27 protein-coding genes and 1 pseudogene are annotated in these 21828 nt (G+C 41.9%); 10 read left to right on the top strand and 18 right to left on the bottom strand.

Translation table 11 applies throughout. The features are described from left to right. The first annotated feature begins 357 nt into the window (after positions 1-357). Genes comGA through AM500_RS09245 form a run of 9 tightly spaced genes read left to right on the top strand, consistent with a single transcriptional unit; the run spans position 358 to position 5118 of the window. Positions 358-1443 carry a competence type IV pilus ATPase ComGA gene (comGA, locus tag AM500_RS09285; protein ID WP_269432577.1) on the top strand — a complete coding sequence of 362 codons (1086 nt, stop codon included), beginning with the start codon at positions 358-360 and terminating at the stop codon, positions 1441-1443. Further along, positions 1430-2461, top strand: coding sequence for a competence type IV pilus assembly protein ComGB (comGB, locus tag AM500_RS09280; protein WP_197282678.1), 1032 nt, complete (start codon positions 1430-1432; stop codon positions 2459-2461). Before comGA ends, comGB begins: the two co-directional genes overlap by 14 nt. 27 nt (positions 2462-2488) lie before the next feature. Next, the gene (gene comGC, locus AM500_RS09275) at positions 2489-2809 is read left to right on the top strand and encodes a competence type IV pilus major pilin ComGC (protein WP_053601674.1); all 321 of its coding nucleotides are present in this window, start codon (positions 2489-2491) and stop codon (positions 2807-2809) included. A 23-nt stretch (positions 2810-2832) separates the two neighbouring features. Beyond that, positions 2833-3249, top strand: a complete 417-nt coding sequence (gene comGD, locus AM500_RS09270; protein ID WP_053598960.1) for a competence type IV pilus minor pilin ComGD — start codon at positions 2833-2835, stop codon at positions 3247-3249. Further along, positions 3233-3568, top strand: coding sequence for a hypothetical protein (locus tag AM500_RS09265; RefSeq protein WP_053598959.1), 336 nt, complete (start codon positions 3233-3235; stop codon positions 3566-3568). Before comGD ends, AM500_RS09265 begins: the two co-directional genes overlap by 17 nt. Further along, positions 3519-3998, top strand: a complete 480-nt coding sequence (gene comGF / locus AM500_RS09260; protein ID WP_197282677.1) for a competence type IV pilus minor pilin ComGF — start codon at positions 3519-3521, stop codon at positions 3996-3998. The genes AM500_RS09265 and comGF overlap by 50 nt, the downstream gene beginning before the upstream one ends. Beyond that, positions 3995-4378, top strand: a complete 384-nt coding sequence (gene comGG, locus AM500_RS09255) for a competence type IV pilus minor pilin ComGG (RefSeq protein WP_053598957.1) — start codon at positions 3995-3997, stop codon at positions 4376-4378. Before comGF ends, comGG begins: the two co-directional genes overlap by 4 nt. 13 nt (positions 4379-4391) lie before the next feature. Next, on the top strand, positions 4392-4895 hold the full coding sequence (locus tag AM500_RS09250) for a shikimate kinase (RefSeq protein ID WP_053598956.1): 504 nt from the start codon (positions 4392-4394) through the stop codon (positions 4893-4895). A 40-nt stretch (positions 4896-4935) separates the two neighbouring features. Further along, positions 4936-5118, top strand: a complete 183-nt coding sequence (locus tag AM500_RS09245) for a YqzE family protein (protein ID WP_053598955.1) — start codon at positions 4936-4938, stop codon at positions 5116-5118. 33 nt (positions 5119-5151) lie between these two features. Here AM500_RS09245 and AM500_RS09240 read toward each other — a convergent pair whose 3' ends face one another. Next, complete coding sequence (locus AM500_RS09240; protein WP_331457443.1) at positions 5152-6240, bottom strand: class I SAM-dependent methyltransferase; 1089 nt, start codon at positions 6238-6240, stop codon at positions 5152-5154. 29 nt (positions 6241-6269) lie between these two features. After that, on the bottom strand, positions 6270-6908 hold the full coding sequence (locus AM500_RS09235) for an MBL fold metallo-hydrolase (RefSeq protein ID WP_053598954.1): 639 nt from the start codon (positions 6906-6908) through the stop codon (positions 6270-6272). Positions 6909-7057: 149 nt separating this feature from the next. On the opposite strand from AM500_RS09235, the pseudogene AM500_RS24950 reads away from it, so the two are divergent. Beyond that, positions 7058-7246: pseudogene (locus tag AM500_RS24950) on the top strand (DUF2759 domain-containing protein); the annotation flags it as partial. A gap of 248 nt (positions 7247-7494) precedes the next feature. Here the strand turns inward: AM500_RS24950 and AM500_RS09230 are convergent. The 16 genes from AM500_RS09230 to AM500_RS09155 all read right to left on the bottom strand — a co-directional run bounded on the left by AM500_RS09230 (position 7495) and on the right by AM500_RS09155 (position 21817). After that, entirely contained in the window at positions 7495-8652 is a 1158-nt protein-coding gene (locus tag AM500_RS09230) for a YqgU-like beta propeller domain-containing protein (RefSeq protein WP_053598953.1), read from the bottom strand. 77 nt (positions 8653-8729) lie between these two features. Continuing rightward, on the bottom strand, positions 8730-9926 hold the full coding sequence (locus AM500_RS09225) for a M14 family metallopeptidase (protein ID WP_053598952.1): 1197 nt from the start codon (positions 9924-9926) through the stop codon (positions 8730-8732). A gap of 188 nt (positions 9927-10114) precedes the next feature. Beyond that, a complete protein-coding gene (locus AM500_RS09215; RefSeq protein ID WP_053598950.1) occupies positions 10115-11086 on the bottom strand; it encodes an ROK family glucokinase in 972 nt (323 codons plus the stop codon). Continuing rightward, positions 11083-11307, bottom strand: a complete 225-nt coding sequence (locus tag AM500_RS09210; protein ID WP_053601672.1) for a YqgQ family protein — start codon at positions 11305-11307, stop codon at positions 11083-11085. The genes AM500_RS09215 and AM500_RS09210 overlap by 4 nt, the downstream gene beginning before the upstream one ends. 98 nt (positions 11308-11405) lie before the next feature. Beyond that, the gene (locus AM500_RS09205; protein WP_053601671.1) at positions 11406-12950 is read right to left on the bottom strand and encodes a rhomboid family intramembrane serine protease; all 1545 of its coding nucleotides are present in this window, start codon (positions 12948-12950) and stop codon (positions 11406-11408) included. A gap of 311 nt (positions 12951-13261) precedes the next feature. Further along, complete coding sequence (locus AM500_RS09200) at positions 13262-13453, bottom strand: hypothetical protein (protein ID WP_053598949.1); 192 nt, start codon at positions 13451-13453, stop codon at positions 13262-13264. A gap of 137 nt (positions 13454-13590) precedes the next feature. After that, entirely contained in the window at positions 13591-14538 is a 948-nt protein-coding gene (locus tag AM500_RS09195; protein ID WP_053598948.1) for an L-lactate dehydrogenase, read from the bottom strand. Positions 14539-14589: 51 nt separating this feature from the next. Beyond that, positions 14590-15375 carry a DUF92 domain-containing protein gene (locus AM500_RS09190; RefSeq protein WP_231688130.1) on the bottom strand — a complete coding sequence of 262 codons (786 nt, stop codon included), beginning with the start codon at positions 15373-15375 and terminating at the stop codon, positions 14590-14592. Beyond that, positions 15372-15938, bottom strand: coding sequence for a 5-formyltetrahydrofolate cyclo-ligase (locus AM500_RS09185; protein ID WP_197282698.1), 567 nt, complete (start codon positions 15936-15938; stop codon positions 15372-15374). The genes AM500_RS09190 and AM500_RS09185 overlap by 4 nt, the downstream gene beginning before the upstream one ends. 55 nt (positions 15939-15993) lie before the next feature. Next, positions 15994-16143: a 50S ribosomal protein L33 gene (gene rpmG, locus AM500_RS24945; RefSeq protein WP_066196146.1), complete on the bottom strand. Its 150-nt coding sequence runs from the start codon at positions 16141-16143 to the stop codon at positions 15994-15996. Positions 16144-16196: 53 nt separating this feature from the next. Next, positions 16197-16835: a hypothetical protein gene (locus tag AM500_RS09180; protein WP_053598946.1), complete on the bottom strand. Its 639-nt coding sequence runs from the start codon at positions 16833-16835 to the stop codon at positions 16197-16199. 486 nt (positions 16836-17321) lie between these two features. Continuing rightward, complete coding sequence (gene phoU / locus AM500_RS09175) at positions 17322-17981, bottom strand: phosphate signaling complex protein PhoU (RefSeq protein WP_053598945.1); 660 nt, start codon at positions 17979-17981, stop codon at positions 17322-17324. A 76-nt stretch (positions 17982-18057) separates the two neighbouring features. Beyond that, positions 18058-18885: a phosphate ABC transporter ATP-binding protein PstB gene (pstB, locus tag AM500_RS09170; protein ID WP_053598944.1), complete on the bottom strand. Its 828-nt coding sequence runs from the start codon at positions 18883-18885 to the stop codon at positions 18058-18060. 18 nt (positions 18886-18903) lie between these two features. Beyond that, positions 18904-19788, bottom strand: a complete 885-nt coding sequence (pstA, locus tag AM500_RS09165) for a phosphate ABC transporter permease PstA (protein ID WP_053598943.1) — start codon at positions 19786-19788, stop codon at positions 18904-18906. A 1-nt stretch (position 19789) separates the two neighbouring features. Continuing rightward, complete coding sequence (pstC, locus tag AM500_RS09160; protein WP_053598942.1) at positions 19790-20734, bottom strand: phosphate ABC transporter permease subunit PstC; 945 nt, start codon at positions 20732-20734, stop codon at positions 19790-19792. Positions 20735-20857: 123 nt separating this feature from the next. Beyond that, the gene (locus tag AM500_RS09155) at positions 20858-21817 is read right to left on the bottom strand and encodes a PstS family phosphate ABC transporter substrate-binding protein (RefSeq protein WP_053598941.1); all 960 of its coding nucleotides are present in this window, start codon (positions 21815-21817) and stop codon (positions 20858-20860) included. Positions 21818-21828 lie beyond the last annotated feature (11 nt).

Here is a 21828-nt window from a genome sequence, read left to right as displayed (position 1 = left end):
CTTGGTTCACCTCGGACCCCTTCAATTTACCCCAATTATAATATACGAAAATCATCATGGGAATGAGGTTAACAATGTTAACACTATATGTTTAGAAAGTGTTCACAATTAGCCTATTGAGCACCACAAAAACCTATACAATTATTACACTCACCTTATACACACTTTTTGTCAAACACCCATTTGTTGAACTTTTTTGCCAATTTTCTAATAAAAATACAGCAAATCAATCGAAGAAATATTCAATAGTTACATTCATTAGTTACTTGCAAATGTTGTTAACAAAGTATTCACATTTTTTAACCATTCGAAAATTAGCATTCTTTGGCAACTTATGTATAATAAAGGAGAAAGGTGGTGTTACAAATTCCAAGTATAATTGAAGACCTTGCTGAGCGAATCATTTCCGATGCAGTAAGGCAACAGGCAACAGATATTCATATCCTCCCACGGAAGACAGACACCCTGATTCAGCTCCGGATTACCAACAGCCTTATCCCACGTTTAACCCTGCCAATCGATCAATGCGAAAAACTAATCTCCCACTTTAAGTTCATTGCACACATGGATATTGGAGAACGGCGGAAACCGCAAAACGGCTCCATTATTTCTACTGTAGATGGCAAAACATTTGGATTAAGGCTCTCAACCTTGCCTTCAAATAACCGGGAAAGCCTCGTCATCCGTCTTCTTCCCCAGAATGAGACATTTTCCTTCGAAACGCTCTCACTATTTCCCGACATGTCCCTTAAACTGTTCAACCTTCTTAAAGCGGCTCATGGGATGATTATCCTCACTGGACCAACCGGATCCGGAAAAACCACAACATTGTATTCCCTTCTCAACGAAACTGCCAAAAGGCAGCAGCGAAGTATTATCACCCTTGAAGACCCGATCGAAAAGGAATGTTCAACTGTCCTTCAGGTACAAGTTAATGAAAAAGCAGGAGTAACGTACGCGGCAGGACTAAGGGCAATATTAAGGCACGACCCGGACATCATTATGGTAGGGGAAATCCGCGATAGCGAAACCGCGAAAGTTGCGATAAGGGCAGCACTTACCGGGCATCTTGTCCTGAGCACCATGCATACACGGAATGCCCCTGGCGCAATCTACCGTCTTCAGGAATTTGGAGTGAACCAGCTTGAAATTGAACAAACGTTGCTGGCTGTAACAGCACAGCGGATAGTCGAGCTCGTTTGCCCTTTCTGTGGTGGAGAGGAATGTTCGCCTTACTGTGCCTCCTCCCATGGTCGGAAAAGGGCCAGTGTGTTTGAACTATTGTCGGGCAAAAGCCTTGAAGAGGCCATTAAGGCATCAATGGGAGACAGGAAAAAGCCAATTTACAGATCATTGGATTACTACATTAAAAAGGGTATCGTACTAGGCTATATTAAAGAGCGCGAGTATGAAAGGCTGGTATATTCCAATGTGGAGGAGTAGGTGGACTCTTAAGGAACAAGCGGAATTTTTAAAAAGAATCGGAGAGCTGCTGCAGCGGGGTTATCATATTTCCGAAGCTATCGAGTCGCTCTCCCTTCAATTACCGCCCCATAAGAAGAATGACCTTGCTGCATGTCTAAAGGAATTAAAAAATGGTACGCCTTTTCACGAAGTAATTGACGGAATGCACTTTAATAAGGAGCTTTCAGGCTATGTGTATTTTGCAGAACAGCACGGGAACTTTGAAAAAGCAATTCTTGAGGGTAGTGAAGCATTACTAAATAGAGACAGCGATGCCAGAAAACTAAGAAGCCTGATGTATTATCCTATACTTCTGCTCGCCGTTACAATGATTCTATTCATATTTGTCCAACATTCCCTCCTGCCGAGATTTACTCTTATGTTCCAATCTATGGGACTCCAGGAGCATGCCATTACATCTGCATTATTACGGTTTGGTGATATTTTGCCTCTTTTATTGATAATCATCGCCTTAATGGCTGGAGTAACTGTCCTTCTCAATCAATTTTGGTTCAGGCGCCTTCCCTCCCTCACTCAAAGATATCTTCTCATGAAAGTACCTATTCTCGGCAAAGTCTTCAAATTAATCCATACTCACTTTTTTTCAATTCAATTAAGTTATCTTCTGACCGGCGGATTATCTATTTATGAAGCTCTGACATATTTCGAAAATCATAAAAAGCAAAGTTTCTATAGTGAATTGTCCAGGAAGATTAAGAGCGGGCTGACTTCGGGAGAAACGTTTGAGTCACTCATTGCCTTCTCTCCATTCTTTGAACATGGATTTCCGGCCGTTGTCCGGCATGGCCAGGAAAATGGCCGGCTGGAAAGTGAGCTCCATTTTTACAGCAGAACCTGCCTCTCCTCACTGGAAGGGAAAGTAAAGGTTCTTATAAAGATCATCCAGCCATCAATTTTTTTAATTGTTGCAGCTTTGGTTATTTCTATTTATCTGGCAATTTTGCTTCCTATGTTTCACATGCTCAATGCAATCTAAATTCAGGAGGAACTTCATATGAAAAAAATTAAAAATCAAAACGGGTTTACTTTAATTGAAATGATGGTCGTTATGTTAGTAATATCCGTACTATTAGCCATTACAATCCCGAATGTGACAAAACATAATGACACGATCAATAAAAAAGGATGTGGAGCGCTCTTAAAGGTCGTTGAAGCCCAGGTACAGGCTTATCATTTGGAGAACGGTGTTTATCCTTCCAACCTTGCTGCTTTAATAGATGGTAAGTACCTTGAGCCAGGCTCAGGCAACTGTCCTGGTGGCGGAAAGAAAATTGTGGTCACTAACGGAAAAGTAGAAGAAGTAGTTGTTGCACCATCACCATGATCAGGAACGAGGAGGGGTTTACTATGGCCGAAGCCCTTATCACACTTTCTGGTTTCCTTGTTATTGTTACTATATCAATCACACTTATGAATCCGCTTCTTTCAGTGGTAAACAGGGAAAACTTCTTCACGTTATTAAAGGCAGACCTTTATTACGCGCAACTATACGCACTCTCCCATCAGCGCGAACAATCGATAATTATTACCGGCGAGACCAACCGCTATTACATTAACGACAGCAGATACGCCTTGGATTTACTCGTTTACAGGACCTATCCGGCAGATATCGCTGTTAAACCTGGAACCATGCCTTTAACCTTTAATTTCCTGCCAGACGGGAATATTAGCCGCTTTGGGACAATTATCGTACATGCCTATGGTGATTTCTACCGGATTACATTTCAGCTTGGAAGAGGGCGGTTCTATGTGGCGGACGAATGATGGTTTCTTTCTTTCAGACCTTCTTCTTTCACTTTCTGCACTGGGAATTGCCGCTATGTTTCTCATTCCTTCAATCAATTTCATATGGCAGCAATCTGAAAAAACTACTATCTCCAATAATGCAATTGAAATTTTATATAACGAGCTTACTGCGTATGCATCTGAAGGTGTACTGCCAATAGAAAAAGTGATCCAAAAAGAATACAGTACAACCTTTAAAGTGTACGTACTTACTCAGGATGATGGAAATAAGGAGGTATGTGTGCGAAGTGGGGAGAAAACTGCTGACTTTCAGGAAATATGCGGAAAGATTGAATAACAAGGGCTTTATCATGAGTGAGATGCTTCTCTCCCTTGCCTGTCTGTCGATAGTCGCCTTTCTGCTTGCACCTACTATCGCGGTGATGGAGAGCAGCAAATTGCAGGCATCACGGCAATTGCAGGAAATGGAATGGAACCTTTTTCTGAGCCAAACAAAGGATGAACTTCAGGCCTCAAGCTCAGTTCAAATCCTATCGGGAAAATTGCTCTTGAAGGTTGGCACAAATACAGTCATCTATGAAAAGTTCGGCCCTAATATAAGGCGAAGGGTTAACCTCACTGGCCATGAGGTTCTCCTTCAAAACATTACCTCCGTCGCCTTTAAAAAGGACGGCCAGCACGTAACCATTCAAGTGACTGATTTACAAAACAACAAATATGAAGGGGATGTTTATTCCTTTATCCCCTGGGAAGCGCAACAACCATGAGAAATTGCCAAAAAGGCTTTACATACCCATTGACCCTCTCAATATTATTATCAACGTGCCTCTTCCTCACCATGTCTGCTGAACTGCTCCTGACTGAAAGGAAAATAGCTGTGGAGCTGGCGGCAATTCAGCAGCAGGATTACTATTTTATTGCAGCTTTAAAGAAAACCGAGCAGGATTTTCAAAGTAAAAACATGACTTATTCAGGGCGATATTTTTTTGAGAATGCTACTGTTTCCTTTACCACGGCATCCGCGGGCGTACCCCAACAGCAGAAAGTGACGTTCACTGTGAAGTTAAATAACAGACCGGCTGTTGAGGGATACGCTTTTTATGATATTAATCAAAAAAAGATGGTAAAATGGATGAAGAAAAATTGAATGGAGTAAAGTGATGAGGACCATTTTTTTGATAGGATTCATGGGGTGCGGAAAAACAACAGTAGGAAGATTACTCGCTGAAGAACTTGGCCTGGGTTTTATTGATACAGATTTAGAAATTGAAAACAAGGCCCAGAAAAGCATTTCAAGGATTTTCCTTGAAGAGGGAGAAAAACGCTTCCGGGAATTGGAAACTTCCCTAATTAATGAAATTGCCGGTAAGGAAATGGTTGTAGCCACAGGCGGAGGAGCGATCTTGAAGGAAATGAATCGCCAGACCATGAAAAAAACAGGGATGGTTATTTTTCTTGAAGCAAGTGAAGAGGAGATAGCAAAAAGGCTTGCTAATGACGAAACCCGCCCGTTATTGGCAGGAGATAAACAAAAGGAAATAAAAGAAAGATTGGCAGCACGCCTTCCCCTTTACCATGCCGCCTCGCATACTCAAATTCCTGTTGACGGAAAAGCCCCCGAAACGATCGTAAAAGAAATTGCCGGCTGGTTGAAACAGGCTTAGTTTGGACATACTTGTAGCATAATGAAAGCAGGTGTGTCTAGTGAAAACGAATGATTATGTTAAATTTATGACGCAAACTTTTGTAAAATATTACGACCAGCCTCGGGAGGAACGGCAGCGGCTTCGTGCAGCCAGGAGGGAAACAAAAGCAGCATTCTGGTATCGCTGGTTTGGAATACTTCCCTACCTTTTCTATTTGGGAGTTAAAAAGAAGGAACGATAAGAGCGGAAAATACGCTTCCTATCGTTCCTTTTTTTAGTAGAGTTCATCTAATTTTATTGCCAGCCCTTTTTGCTGGATCACAACATGAAAGGACGAACTCATCCCCGAAGGCATGACAAGGCTTCGTATGGCACGATTCCGTTTGCTTCTTTCAGAGAATGGATTTGGATCGTAATTGTCCTCCAATTCCTTTAGGATACCCGCCTTAAATAAGAACTCATCCTGCCTGAGAATTGCCATAGTATCAAGGCCATGCCTATTTCCCGCTTCTACAAGCCCATCCAAGTGGATATGAGTGGTAATGTCCATTTCTCCGGGATACTCAAGCACACTGTCAAACATCCTATGTTTCATGTAGCCTCGCAGGCTTCCATTTCTCCGGCCTGGCTCCATCCATTCCTCGTTTGTATAACCATAATCAACCGTCACGACAAGCCCTTCGCCAAGAACAAAAGCCATATCCTTAACCATTCCTTCCATCGACAGCGGAATTTCTATTCGCTGCCGATCAGCCAGGGTTAGTCTGTTTCGCTCCAAATATAAGTCTATCGCGGGATTGTTTAGCTCTACTTGCTGTTCATAAAGCTTGCCATCCTTGCTTCCTATCATAATTTCATATAGCTTTCCATCCTGCTTTTCAATAACATGGACAGGAAGTGCATCAAACAATTCGTTGGAAAATAACAGACCAGAGTGGATGTTGACGGCTGAAAGAGCTTCCGGCTGGGAAAACCCAGGGAAACGAGAAAGTAATTCCTGCTGGAGTTTTCTATGTAACGGGCTAGTTTCAACAATCGTATAGTTAAGTTCCATACCAGAGTTTGAATACCACTCCTCAAGAAAGGCTTTGGCAAACCTGCCGTTGCCGCCGCCCACTTCACATATTTGAGCAGCTAATCCGTGCCTGTCTACCATTCTCTTGTACCATTTAGAGAGAGTACGTCCATATATATCTGACACATTGCTTGATGTGATAAAATCACCCGAGCGTCCTATTTTTTCCCCTTCACGCATATAATAACCGATTTCCGGTGTATACAATGCCATGGCAATATAGTCGGCATATGTAATTAAGCCGCCGGGGGAATGTTTAATTTTTTCTGCCAGTTGCGCCTGCATCATAATCCCTCACCCGTTCAATTTAACTCATATTACATCCCGAATCCGTTTAAAAAAGGATTCGAGTCCATTTCATCGCCAATCGTCGTTGCCGGGCCATGACCAGGTAGAACGATTGTATCCTCCGGGAGGGTAAGTAGTTTTGAATGAATACTCTTTAGCAGTACCTTTTCATTACCGCCTGGAAGGTCTGTCCTTCCAATGCTTCCCATAAAGAGCGAATCACCTGCAACAACCAAACCTTTGTCTGAAAAATAAAAAGATACCCCTCCAGGAGAATGACCTGGAGTTTCAAAAAGGGTAAACTGAAAGCCTCCGATTTCAAATTGTCCTTCCTTCTCAAATAAATGATCAGCTTCCCTGACTCTAATAGATTGAACCGGGAAAAGTTCGGATCCATTCAACGAAGGATCCCCCAGCCATTTAGCTTCTGCTTTATGCACGTAAACCGGTATTTTATAATGATCCCTTATATCATCAACAGCCCCTATATGATCAAAATGGGCATGGGTAAGTATGATTGCGGTAGGAACCAGCTTTTTCTCAGTAAGAATCCGGATCAGTTTTTTACCTTCTTCTCCCGGATCGACAATCAGGCAGGAGCGGTCTTCGCGGTGTAGAATATAGCAATTTGCTTGAATCCCGCCAAGCGGAACAGGAAACCAATTCATTTTCATTGCCTCCAAACTTGATGAATGATAGCCTTATTGTACACTATTAATGCTCGACAAATCAGACAAAAACCTATAGAATAAAAATCGAATGAAAACTATTGTTTTTTACATATTTTAAATGGGCATTTGCAAGCTGTATATGGTATAAAGGGGGCTATATTATGGGACTTATGATCATTTTCACACTTGTAACACTTTTAGCGGGGTACTCCACATTCACTGCACTCAGGAATAAGAATTTCATGGGAGTGGGCTTTGCCTTCCTGACATTTCTTGTTTTTGGATGGTTCACATTCATGACAGTCTGGAAAGATGGCTATCCGAGTGGCCACTAATGAACAAAAGCGCAAGCGCCTTGATTATCGCCGTACAATACTGGAGGGGCTTCGACTGAGATAAAGGAATCACGAAGAGCGAATGCGATTCGATGATGACTTATCGTAGGGAGGAGACCTGAAGTTTGTTAGGCGATAGGCGCTGGAGCTAGACGTAGATCACACTTAATTAACAAGTTATCTACAGTCGCGAAGTCTACATTTTCCAAATAGTAAAAAGGCTGCCTCGCAATCGCGATGGCAGCCTTTTAATTTGAATCGAATTCTTCAATAAGGTTGATAATATTCTTTGATTCAGGGTCTATGATCCTCTCATACCTATATCCATATAAGATAACCCTGCCATTGGGAGAGGCAACTATTGGCTGATTGTCCAGTCCCTCAATTAGAACCTCCCTGCTTCCACCGATTTCGTAGGAAGCAAGCGTAAAACCTTCAGTATAAGCATCTGCTTCACCGCTTCTGACAGGTTCAAATACCATAAACCTCCCCGCTGCCAGACTGTAGTCCTGATACGGAACAAGCCAGTCAGAGAATCTTGTTAAATGAGGTACAGTAAACGTTCCCAGAGCCTTAAGCTGTTGCGAAAAAAAGGTATACAAAGCTTTAGTCTCATCCTGAGCATCCCGGCTTACAGCCACAATCAAATCCTTATATGTCTCAATATGGTAAATTTGTTCGTCCATACTGGCGGTTATTTCGCCGCCAGACTCCATGATTTCCAGCGGAGCAAAAAGCGCCGGAGCATCTTGATTCCATTTCAGGTAAGCAATACTTTCTTTGCCTACCCATTTAGCAAATGGATCTGGCAATTCAATTTCCTCAACTATATGATCATTTGTGTCCATCCTGAAGCTGTTATACGTCCAATCCTCGTTGAAAGCCACAATTAAAGCAACATTTTCATCATACATATTCCATTCCGCGTGTAATTCCGCTGATGGGAATGACTGGCTTACCAATTCATTTCCTCCCAAATCATAAACGGTAACAATGGCTTCGAACGACGAAGGGGAAGTATGGACAAGAATTCGGCTTAAATCAGGATTCACAGCCGCAGTTACTATAGGGGCTTTGCTAGAAAGAATTAACTTGCTGACACCAGTTTCCAATGAATAAGAATACAGATTGGATCCGGATGCCAAATTGGAGGCATATAGTATATCCGAGTCCCCTAACCAGCCAAATACTTTGAAAAACTCCCCTTCCGGAACGTTAATTGGAACCACCCAATCAGCAGTCCCCGTCTTGCCCTGATCATGTTCTTCTTGAGAATCATTATGCGATGGAGGCAGAGTCTTCGAAGCTTTAGGTTCGGTGCATCCAGAGAGAAAAAGGAATATTAGGAAAATGATCATCATTTTAGAGGCTTGCATATGAGTAGGTATGTATCTGCCTAATTCCATTCCTTATCCCCCTTTATTTATCAATAATATAGTAGACGTTTATCAAGCAAAATTGTTTCAATAATTATGCAGTTTATCTAATTTTTCCTAACCTCCAAAAGAGAAAAAAACAGCCCGGAAACAGAATGAAGAATGCTGTCATATTGGGAAAGGGGCAGAGGATTTATTCCTTTTCCCAGCTCAATAGTAAATCCCGGCTTTTGAAATTCCTGAATAAACCAATCCTTAAACCCTGCATGGCTGTCAATGGTCCGGACTGGCCGGTAGCCGCTTGCCTCAGCAATGAGTGTGGCAATTTCTCCTGCCTCAGCAGGCTCTCTATTGTTATACCCCCAGTAAAACTCCTCCCCCTGGGAATGGAATGCGATAACCATATCAAATTTCCTTTTTATCGTTAATTCTGCCATGGCTTTTGCTTCCGGCTCGGAAAGGGGTAATACACCTGGATAATCGCGGGCAGACGGTGACTTTGGCTCCTTTCGCTCCTTTTCAATTTCCCAATGTGCCGGAAATTGATTATTAAGGTCTATTCCTCTAATATTCGCCTTCCACCCTGAAAAATCGGTTTTGCCTTTGTTCATACTTACTACATTATCTTTGCAATTTAATGGGGGATCGAGCAAGACCAGATCAACACCATCCGGGTTAACCATTGGTACAATAGATAGCTCAATTTCATTATATGAGCGGAGCAGGCTGGAATGGTGGATATGGGAGCGATTTGTTAATCCAATGGAATAGCTGTTTACAAGGTCCATAAGAATTCCTGTAGTAATCCATTCATTCGCATGGAAGGAAGCGTTAAAATGTATTCTCCGCTTTCCCCGGCCAATCAGAAGTTCATAGATAGGTTTGCCAAGAGCGCTTCTGCCAATTACCTGAAATCGTATAAATGGATAGGCTTTTTTTAAAAACCCAACATCACGCTCAAGCACAAGGGAGTTATAGTCCATTTTACATACTAAAATGGGAGATACTATTCGGTAAGGGCGCCATATCAATTGACCAGCTTTTAATTTCCCTTGTTCGTTCAGGCGATTCGCCCGTTCGATTGCGCCTGCTGGCATTCGCCAGATACGTTCAAGTTTCTCTAGATTATCCCCTTTTCTCACACGGTATGGAAGGGTAAAAAGTCCGGGAATTTCCATAAAATCTTTTTCCAATGAGCACTTCTCTCTATTTTGTGGAATTGAATCCTCGAGTATCTCCAAAGGAATATCAAAAATACGGCTAATATCATGTAGTGTATCATGAGGTTCCAGGTATATCTTCATCCGATCTCTCCTTTTCTAACCGGTAAAATCCAAGTCCTTTTAAAAATGTATGTGCATGGATCAGAAAAAAAGATATGGCAGAACCAAAAAATAAAAAGGACCCTCAAAGGGCCCAGTTTGGCGAAGCTTTTATTAGAGAAAATAATTCCACTCTTATTTGTTTGCTGCAAGAAGTTGGATAAAGAAATTTAGATTGATAATTTATTCTTTGCCAGCCATGCTGCTCCAATGACACCTGCGTCGTTCCCCAGGGTAGCCAAATCAATTTTTGTTGATTCACGAACCCTAGGAAAAGCAAACTGTTCAAAATGCTGCTGGACCTTCCCTGTCAGTATTTCTCCAGCTCTGGAGACTCCACCGCCAAGAACAATCTTTTCTGGATTTAGGGTATTTGCAATATTCGCGAGGGCAAATCCTAAATGGAAAGAAACTTCTTCTATAACAGCAAGCGCCGAAGAGTCACCATTTCGCGCACTGTCAAATACATCTTTCGCGCTAATTGAGCCTTTGGATTTAAAAACATCGGCCATCGCTCCGGTTTGGCTTTGCTCCAATGCCTTCATTCCTAACCTTACAATCCCCGTTGCCGATGCAATTGTCTCGAGGCAGCCTGTTTTTCCACAATTGCAATTGGCTCCGCCAACCGCTATTGATGTAATATGACCTAATTCCCCGGCTGCTCCACTAGCTCCCTGGACTATTTGTCCATTCGCTATTACACCGCCGCCAACGCCTGTTCCAAGTGTCACACATACCAGGTCTTTCGCACCCTCCCCGGCGCCCTTCCACATCTCCCCTATTGCAGCGCAGTTAGCATCATTATCAATCGCTGCTGTAAGTGTTGTTTCCATTTCAAGTATATCCTGTAATGGATAGTTATCCCTTAACCCAAGGTTAACTGCGTTGTAAAGGACTCCAGTTTCATAGTTAACCGGTCCCGGGGCGCCCATGCCTACACCCGCTAGTTTATCCTTACGCCGGCCAAGTGCCTCAAGCTTTTCATCAATTGCTTTAGCTATGTTTACGAGGATATTTTTACCCTCATTCGAATTATCGGTTGGTATCTCCCACTTATGCAGTATCTCACCGTATACTGTAATAAAAGCCAATTTTGTTGTTGTCCCGCCAAGGTCAACACCTGCTAGCCATTTCTCTGTCATTTGCTGTCACCTTTTTTTAATTGTTTTTTTTCTTTCTCCATCTGTATCTCATGCCTCAAAAGCATGAGTGCATTTTGGAACTCATTTCTTTCGATTAACTGGGAATTATACATTTCGCTTAGTTCATCTTCCATCATTTCCAAATCGGCCAGGCGTTCTCCGAGGTATATAATGGTGCCATATCTCTTTAAGAATTGCTGAATATCGTAAACTGTCTTCACTTTTTCCTTCTCCTCTGGTCCATTTGCTTTTCTCAACAAGTATACTTGTCTTTCCTTTTAGCCTCAACAGCCAATAGATTAAAGTTCCTTTATCCTGGTCAAGGCAGGTTGTCAAGTTCTATTACCAAGTTTTGATATTCTTGCTGGTCGGGTTTAATTTCTGCTGCCTGTGCCGCATGCTTACGGGCTTCTTCAAGATTCCCTTCCTCCAAATATACAAGTGCGAGATTATAGTGGGCTTCATGAAAATCTTCATCCAAATTGATCGCCTGTTTTAGATGCCTTTTTGCCTCAGGAAGCATTTCTTTTTTTATTTCTGTAAAAGAAAGTAAAAAGTACGTTCTTTCAGTTACTTTGTTTTTCGCCTCAAATTCCTTTAAAAGGTTATATGCATCATCATAATTTTCTTTTGATATGTATTCCTCTGCAAGCATTACTAGTGATTGTTCATCCTTGGAACTCAAATCTGTATTGTATCCATAAAAAAGACCTGAGCCTATTGTCAACAACGTTAATAGAAGAAAACCAAATTGGAGAAGCAGCTTCTTTTTTTTCGGAAAGTGAACAATCCCAGCCGCCAAGAAACCGCCAGCCAAGCCGCCAAGGTGGCCTGCATTATCAACCATCGACACTGAAAAGCCGAATGCAAGGTTGAAGATAATAATAAAGAAAACAGTAGGGCCCATTGTTCGTAAAAACAGGCTTGGAAAAGTGATTCCAAAGTAAAGAAGAGCGCCGAGCAGGCCAAAAATCGCACCACTCGCACCTGCCGATAAATCATGGCTGAACAGGAAGCTAGCCAAAGAACCGCCAAATCCAGCAACAAGATACACAAAAATAAACCTCGTGCTCCCAAGTATTTTTTCTACAGCAGTCCCGACAAAATAAAGTCCCAGTGTATTCATAGCCAAATGAAGAAACCCAATATGAAGGAAAATAGGGGCAAAGAATCGCCACCACTCTCCCTGAAGAATAAGCGGATTAAACTTTGCACCGAATTGAATTAACGTCGAAGGATTTGTACTGCCTCCAGATAATTCAAGCAAAATGAAAATCATAATTTGCAGGGCCATAAAAACGTATGTAAATATCGGCTTTCCGGCCCTAAACAGAGCCTGTTCTTCCCTGTTTGCCTCCCTCGCATGCCCAAGCGTGCGTTCCTTCAATGACTCAAGGTCTTCCGGCTCAGCATCATCCCTCTGATTAAGAGAAATGGAATCAATGCCAGACAATACTGCTAAATCCTTTTGAGCCTCCTGATACAATCCATCGGCAAACAGAATCGTATGAACTGAGGTTTCTGAAAAAGTGCTTTTCAAAACAACAGGCTTGTCTAATAAATGTTTATACTCATCAACTGGCGGGAGCTCGCTTACATAAATATTAACAACTCCAAGCCTTCGTTTATTCATTTGTTTCCTAATTTTATCGCCGGTTGAAGCAGTCAGCTGGATATCCCGTTCCATCCAATTTCCCCAATCCAAATTGTAACGGAGCAAACGGATAATTGGAGCTTTATTATTTTCTTTTTTTTCAAGCCACAGTTCCTGTTGATTTGGAAACAATTTTACAATTCTATAACCTGAGCCGATTATGAATGATTCGGCAAGATTCCAAAAAAGATAATCTTCCTTATTGTACAAGAAGTTCCCCTGCTTTCTTAAACCTATATAGATTCTGTGATTTCCCCTCCAGGCACTTCGCTTTCCACGGGCGGCCTGGGAGCCTCCTCGTCGCTTTGCTCCTGCGGGGTCTCCCACTGGCCTTGTCTCCCGTAGGAGTCTTCGTGCCTTCCGGTCCAATCAATAAAATACGCCTCTGAAATTCTTTAGTATAATTTGTAGTATGAAATGCAAAAAGTCTTTATCTTCACTATTATACTGAATATGAAGGAGTCAATCCAATCTCCGCCCTCTTCATTCATGACAAGAATAAAAGAAAAGCCGCCCCGTAATTAACGGGTCGGCCCTCCAAATACAGTATTCATCATTTTATCCCTCATACCGGGCATTCCCATAAAGGTTCTGACTGCAGCTTTTCTTACCCAACCCGTACCAAGCACTGCATTCATAACTCTGTAACGGTTACGATAAAGAAAATAACCCGCAGTCCCAGCAATCATTAAAGATGAAACGCTTTTTTTCATGATAATCCCTCCATCCCTAGTTTACCTTGAGGAAGAAGGAACTATACTTTACGATAATCACGCTTAAGGCCGATTGGTTACCAATGTTTTTCGAGGCGACTCAGCCTCGGCCCTTACTCGGTTAACGAAGGTTTGTTTTAATGTTTGAGGACTGGTTCAAGTGTCTTTTTAAGAACACTTACCGAATGAGCAAACTTATCTTTTTCCTCTTCGCTCAATTCCACTTCTAAAATTTCTTTTATGCCATTTCTATTAACAATCGCAGGAACACCGATATATATATCGTTATGACCATATTCTCCATCGAGATAACAGGAAACGGTCAATACAGAGTTTTCGTCTCCAAGGATTGCTTTAGTCAGCCTTACAAGGCCCATGGCAATCCCATAATAAGTGGCACCTTTTCTTTCAATAATATGGTACGCCGCATCTCGTACATTAAGAAATATATTTTCTAAATCCTCTTTTTTAAAGTCTGGTTTCTTCTTTACCCATTCCGCAATACTTTTATTAGCGATATTTGCATTGCTCCATACTGGAAGCTCAGTATCACCATGCTCACCAATAATATAGGCATGGACATTCCGAGTATCAACATCAAAATAATCTCCAAGTAAAAATCTAAAACGAGCAGTATCGAGAATGGTCCCCGATCCTATGACTCTTTCTTTTGGAAGACCTGAAAACTTCCATACAGCATAGGATAAGATATCAACTGGGTTTGTTGCGACCAGGAAAATTCCATCAAAACCGCTTCCCATTACACTATCAACAATTCCTTTAAAAATTTTCGTGTTTTTTTCAACTAGATCAAGCCTGGTCTCACCTGGTTTTTGGTTTGCGCCAGCAGATATGACGACCAAGTCAGCATCTTTGCATTCCGAATAATCTCCGAACCAAATTTTTGTACGCGATGGGGCAAACGGAAGACCATGATTTAAATCCATCGCGTCGCCTTCTGATTTTTCCTTGTTCAGGTCAATCAATACAAGTTCTTCTGTAACACCTTGATTAACCATTGCAAAAGCATAGCTCGAGCCTACAAAGCCTGTACCGATTAATACAACCCTATTTACGCGTCCCATATTTCATCCTCCCTTGAATGTTATGTTCAATGTAAAAGCACCATGTTTTGCTTAAAAAACATGCCAGATGAATGTCCCGGTGACAGCCAGAAAACCAGACAAGAAATTAACCAGGTCATTATCCAAGAACTTGAGTCCCTTAAGTTTTCTTGTCCTCTGCCCACAATGAAATCCCTTTTCTGTCTCAATACCGCAATTTTGGCATCTATACAAAGCCTGGGCATATGCCCCAAGCAATGTATCAATAACATTTCCAACAAAACCAAAGATAAAAATCAATACACCAGTGCCGGGCTGAAGGTTCAAAAGATATACTGACAGGAGGGCAATCAGTGCCGATCCAGCCACTCCGGCCATTGTCCCCATAAAACTGACGGCCCCCGAGGTCCCACGTTCCGCGCGCCTGAATGTAAGTATGTTAAAGGGCTCTTTCCTGCTTAATGAGCCAATTTCAGATGCCCATGTATCGGAATTTGCGCTCGCAATCGCAGTAGCAAAACAAATAATCCATATTTCATTTCCCGTAGCGAGGAAGGCCAGACTGCAAAGAGCTGCAGGGCCGCCATTAGCTGCCACCTGCTTCCAGTCCCTTCTCGACCCTTTCGCCAATTTTTCTTCAAGTGCTGCTTTTGCTTTACTTTTATACTTTGACCATAAACTTGAGGTAACGAAGAATACACCGAGAAGAATCAGTCCCTCTATTCCGTTTCCAGCCAAAATGGCCCATGCGCAAAAAATTGCAGCTACCGCCCCTGATAAAGTCAGCGCCCTGAGATACCACCCCGCAACAGTTGCAAGGAATATCATTAAGATACTTATAAACTTCCCTAACATCATGGGAATATAACCCCTTGTTCGGTAATGATTTTAGATACCGGTTTGTCATGAGGCTCTACCGGAAGATTTACGAGAATTTGTCTGTTTGTTGCGAGGCTTATCGTCTCTCCGGAATTGCTGGAAAGAAAACGGTCATAATACCCTCCGCCAAATCCTAGTCGAAAGCCTTCTTTCGTAAAAGCAAGGCCAGGGACAATCAGCAGCCCAAGTTCACTAGGCTCGGCCAGTTTTGTTTTATCCCTAATTGGTTCTTGCAATCCGTAGTAAACACTTTCGAGCTGTTCAAACCTAGTAATATAACGGAATTCCATTTCTTTGGTGGCAGGGATACATTTAGGTACAGCTACCCTTTTGCCCTCCGACCATGCATGTTCAATGATTGTGTATGTATTAATTTCAGGGGGGCGGGAAATAGTTATTCCTATTACAGAAGCCCTTTTCCATTCTGGCTGTATGTATAAGGTTTCGGCTATTTGATCTGATAGCTGGGTATGTTCTTCTTCAGGTATTTGTTTAAGTTCCCTAAGTATAGTTTGTCTCAATTTGCGTTTTTCTTCCATTATAACCCTCCTTGAAACTTTTTCAGACAACAAAAAAAGCAGCAGGAAGCCCTACTGCTTATTTTGTTTCACGATGTACTGTTGTGCGCTTCTCTCTAGAGCAATATTTTTTCAGCTCAAGACGATCAGGATTGTTTCGTTTATTTTTTTTGGAAATATAGTTACGCTCACCACATTCTGTGCAAGCCAACGTAATATTCACGCGCATTTTTTTCCCTCCAAACACTAAAGCTTATTCGTTCATACGACTTTTCTATAATATCACTTTTTTATCGGGAATGCTAGTCTGTTTTTTAAAAGGACGTTATTTAGGTTAACCAACTCATTTTTATCACTTCCTGCAATGGTCCATGTCCTTACTAACGCCGTCATCCCTGCAGGAATGCCAAAGCTTGCTGAAAGGAGCGTGGCTGGATTTCCTTTTGCAGTAGGCTGATATTTCAATATTCCTTTTTCAAGAGACGCCCAGATTTGTTCGGAATTCATAATCCAAGAAGGCACTATGGTACTCTCCCATTTGCCTCCTGTTTCTGTTTGTCCATTAATCATGAACATTTGATCGCCTGCAAGGTGGAAGCTTGTATCATCGGCAGGAGATATGAAGGCAAAGTGATCACGGCGGATTGTTTTTAAATAGTTCATTGAAAGAAGTTTTAGTTGTTTTTCCTTTGAACTATGATTAATAACATGATAGGAAAGCAAACTGACTTTGGAATGAGGCTTTTCCTCTGTTACTCTCATAGTCACTTGTTCCTCATACATGATTGTCTCTTTGTTATCAAAATTCCACAGTACCTTTCCATTTAGCCATATTCCAGTCCCTACAGCCATCGCTTTCTCCCTGGGCGTATTGTAAGGAATGCTTGGCTCCCCGATAATTCCCTTTTTTATCTTTATCATTGTCCAACCGCCTTTATGGTAACTTTTATGTATATTCGACGGGTCAAAGAATATGCCGCCTTTTCTTAAATAATCGTAGCACCTCCGCTATCCTTGTACAATAAACGCAAATTGTCGGAATCCGCCTGGCCTCGCCATACCTTTTCCAACTCGCGGAAAAAAATTTATTTACAAAATTTCAGCCGATTTTTTAGAGGAGATTCGACACAGTCAGCATAAAAAAAGGACAATGAGAACAAAAGTGCAAGCGCCTTGGTCATCGCCGTACAAAAATGGAGGGACTTCGACTGAGATAAAGGAATCACGAAGAGCGTAAGCGATTCGATGATGACTTATCGTAGGGAGGAGGCCTGAAGTTTGCTAGGCGATAGGCGCTAGAGCTAGACGTAGATACTAATAAAAAAGGTATCCTCTTTTGCGAAATCTACAATTTCCTTATCTACAAAAAAGCATGGTGCCAAACTTAGCTGGCACCATGCTTTCTGATTAAGTATTAAGATCGTACGTTTTGCCTGTTACTAGATAAATAACTTGCTCGGCTATATTGGTTGAGTGGTCGCCAATTCTTTCGATATAGCGGCACGTAAACGCGAGCTGCTGGATTTGATTTGTTGCTGCCGGGTTTTGGGGAATATAGCTCAATAATTCCTTAACCAGTTGTCCATATAATTCATCAACTTGATCATCCTTTTTAGCACATTCCCTCGCAAGGACTGTGTCACTCTCATAAAATGATTTTAAGGAACACTCAAGCATCTCTATAACGAGCTCCATCATCCTTGGAATATCTACAATTTCTTTAATGTGTTTTTCTTTTCCGATATGGAGAGCCGCCTTTGCGATATTTACTGCATTGTCAGCAATCCGTTCGACCTCAGAGGAAATCTTCAAGGATGCGATGATTTTTCTGAGGTCGGTTGCAACTGGAGATTCAGTTGCAATCAACAGAACTGCTAATTCATTTATTTTAGACTCAAGCTCATCAATCCGGTTATCGCCTTCTATGATTTTATGTGCTTTATCGAGGTCCTGAGCAACTAACGCCTCGGTTGACTCTCTGACCGCGTCAGTTGCAAGCCGAACCATTTCCATTAGCATTTCCTTTAACTGATTCAAGTTATTATCAAAATTTGTCCTTGTTACCACTTTCGTCACCCCATTATTTTTCCTGGTAAAGTGCAGTGAAGCTTGCTACCCACATTAAATTATATGCTAATGTTGCTTAACCAAACCTACCTGAAATATAATCTTCTGTCCGCTGATCTGATGGGTTTGAGAAGATTTTATTTGTTTCCGCAAATTCAACAACCTCACCATTAAGGAAAAATGCCGTTTTATCTGAAATCCTTGCTGCTTGCTGCATATTATGCGTAACGATAATAATACTGTAATTTTGTTTCAATTCTTGAACTAGTTCCTCAACCTTTAGGGTTGAGATAGGGTCAAGGGCTGAGGTCGGCTCGTCCATAAGGATTACATCTGGTTCGATTGCAAGACAGCGGGCAATACAAATTCTCTGCTGCTGGCCACCGGATAATCCGTATGCATTCTGATTAAGTCTGTCTTTAACTTCATCCCAAATCGCTGCGCCACGCAAGCTTTGCTCAACAATCTCATCCAACACTTTTTTGTTTTTGATACCATGGATTTTCGGACCGTAAGCAATATTTTCATAAATTGATTTAGGAAATGGATTCGGCTTTTGGAATACCATACCGACGCGTGTCCTCAGGTCTTCAACCTCGAAACCCTTATCATGGATATCTTTACCCCTATAAAGAATTTCCCCGGATGTCCTGACCCCAGGAACAAGCTCAACCATCCTGTTGAGAGCTTTGATGTATGTTGATTTTCCGCAGCCGGATGGGCCGATAATAGCCGTTACTTCATTCTCATTTATATTCAAATTAATATTTTTTAACGCATGGCCTTCACCATACCATAAATTGAAATCATTTGTTTCATAAACTGCCTTTTTTGTAGTATCGGCACTCTTTGTATCGTTCTGCCGCTCTGGCTTCAAATTGATTTTTCCTGTTGTAGTCCCCATCGAAATTGGCCTCCCGTCTTAATATCTTTTTTGAAATTTATTTCTGATTAAAACTGCTACGGAGTTCATAATGAACAGGACAAGCAACAAGATGATAATTGTTGCCGCAGCAAGATTTGCATATTCGGCAACAAGGGCCGAGTCAACAGTCCAGTAGTATATTTGAACAGGCAAAATCGTGAATTTATCCAGAATGTTGTCAGGGAACGGAATTAATAGCGCCGGGATTCCCAGAACAACAAGCGGGGCTGTTTCACCAATCGCTCTTGATAATGCCAGGATAACCCCTGTCAGGATCCCTGGAATTGAAGTCGGCAATACAACATTTTTAATCGTTTGCCATTTTGTCGCTCCCATCCCGTATGACGCTTCACGTAAAAATTGTGGGACAGCACGTATGGCCTCCTGGCTTGAAACAACTACCACCGGAAGGACAAGCAGTGACATGGTTAGGCCTCCTGCTAGTATAACAGAGCCCAGATCCATCCAGCGGGCGAAAACTGTTAATCCAAGAATCCCGAAAACAACAGACGGAACACCTGCCAGATTGGAAATATTCGTTTGAATAAATGATTGCAGTCTGCCTTTTTTTGCATATTCTTCAAGGTATATCGCAGTACCGACACCAAGGATCATCGTTACTGGCGCTACAATTAACATGAGCCATAAAGTTCCCAGTATAGCTCCCATAATCCCTGCCCTTTCAGGATCAGTGGAAAGTTTGTTCATCAGAAAATCCATATTTATCCATCCAATACCGTCGCGAATTACCCGGTATATCAGGACAGCCAATACAGCAATCCCGAACAATGCAGCAAGTAAGAAAAGTGCTTTGGCAATATTGTTTACAATAAGTCTTGATCCCATTTTCTTCTGTACCTGATTTTTATCAATATATTTCATTTTAGTATTCCTCCCTGAACTTACGTGAAATATATTGTGCAATCAGGTTCATGATTAATGTAAACACGAATAGTGTCATGGCGACTGCGTACAGGCTGTAATACAATGTTGTTCCTGCCGCAGCTTCACCACCACTGACTTCTACTATATAAGCAGTCATCGTCTGCATGGATTGGGTTATATCAAAAGTGAAGTTCTTGGAACTTCCACTTGCGATTGCAACAATCATGGTTTCACCAATTGCACGTGAAATACCTAATACGAAGGAAGCAATGATCCCGGAAATTGCCGCAGGTATAACAACCCTCCAGGTAACTTCCAGCTTCGTCGCGCCTAGTGCCAGCGCACCTTCGCGCATTGCATTCGGTACAGCACTCATTGCATCCTCGGACAAGGAGGCAACCATTGGGATAATCATGATGCCCATTACAAGCCCAGGGCTCAAAATATTGGTTGGCTCAAGTCCCGGAATAAACGAACGCAATAAAGGGGTAACAAATGTGAAAGCAAAGAAGCCATATACGATTGTTGGTATCCCAGCCAATACTTCGAGAATTGGTTTTAGAATTCTCCTAACTTTATCCGACGCATATTCACTCAGGAAAATTGCTGTCATCAAACCAACTGGAATAGCTACAACCATAGCAATCGCAGTAGAAATAAGTGTGCCATTTAATAATGGAAGAATACCGAACTGGGCATTATCACCCAATGGCTTAAGTACCGTACCTGTAAAGAATTCAATGAACGGCACGTCTTTAAAGAATAATAAAGTCTCCGACAAAAGCGTGATTACTATTCCGAATGTTGTAAAAACAGAGATAGCCGCGATTGCAAATAGGATGCTGGGTACAAGTTTTTCTATTCCTCTTCCCAGGCTAGCGGACTTTTTCTTCTCTTGTATGAGTCCGCTTATATTAAGCTTTTTGCTGCCAGAATTGTCCATAATAAAAGCCCCTTTCACCCTTATAGTTTCCTTATAAAAATATAAGTAAACTTAAAACCACACAAAAGATGAGAAGGCCAGGCTTCTCATCTTCCATGGGCATGGATGGTATTCTAAATCAAATTATTTTTTTAGAGCATTCAGATCATCAAGCGCTGCCTGCTTGTCTGCATCAGAAAGTGGCGCAAAACCAGTTTTAGCTGCAACATCCTGGGCATTTTCCATCATATAGATTGCGTAATCCAGGACTTGCGGCTTTTCTTTCGCCATATCAGCATTTAAGTATGTGTATACAGCGCGAGTGAACGGTGCATAGGCTCCATCTTCCTTGATTGTATCAAGGGAAGGTTCAACAGGTCCGTTACCGAAGTCGATATTAACAGCACCCAGCTTATCTTTGTTGCTGTCATAATAACCGAAGCCGAAGAAGCCAATTGCATTCTTATCCTTTGAGACAAGGTCTACCAATGTTGAGTAGTCCTGCTGAAGGTTGATATTTTCTGGAAGATCTTGCTCACCCAAAATTTCCTCATAGAAGAATTCGTATGTTCCATGGTTTTCATTGGGTCCGTAAGTCTTGATTGGTTCATTTGGGAAACCTTCGCGTACATCAGACCAGTTTTTCTTATTTTTAGCACCAGTGAAGATATCAATAACTTCCTGTTGAGTAAGTTCTTTCGCCCAATCATTTTCTTTGTTAATGACGATTGTGATACCGTCGAGAGCAACTTTCAATTCTTGTACATCAATGCCTAGCTTTTCTGCTTCGGCTTTTTCTTCATCTTTAATGGTACGGGATGCATTGTTAAAGTCTGTTCCATCTTCAGCAAGGAACTTTTTGAAACCAGCAGAAGTACCTGCGCGGCTGACCTCTACAGAAACGCCTTCTTGTTCGTTGGTCATATAATTTTCAGCCATTTTGGCCATGAATGGATATACTGTGCCTGATCCGTCGATAACGACGCTGCCTTCTAATTCTTCTCCATTGCCGCCTTCTGCTTTATCTCCGCCTCCGCATGCAGCTGTAAATACCATTACCGCTGCGAGCATTGCAAGCAGGCTGAGCTTCTTGAATCGTTTCATCTGTTTTGTTC

This window comes from Bacillus sp. FJAT-18017, assembly GCF_001278805.1.
Lineage (GTDB): Bacteria > Bacillota > Bacilli > Bacillales > Cytobacillaceae > Bacillus_D.
This window is presented reverse-complemented; position numbering and strand designations above follow the sequence as displayed.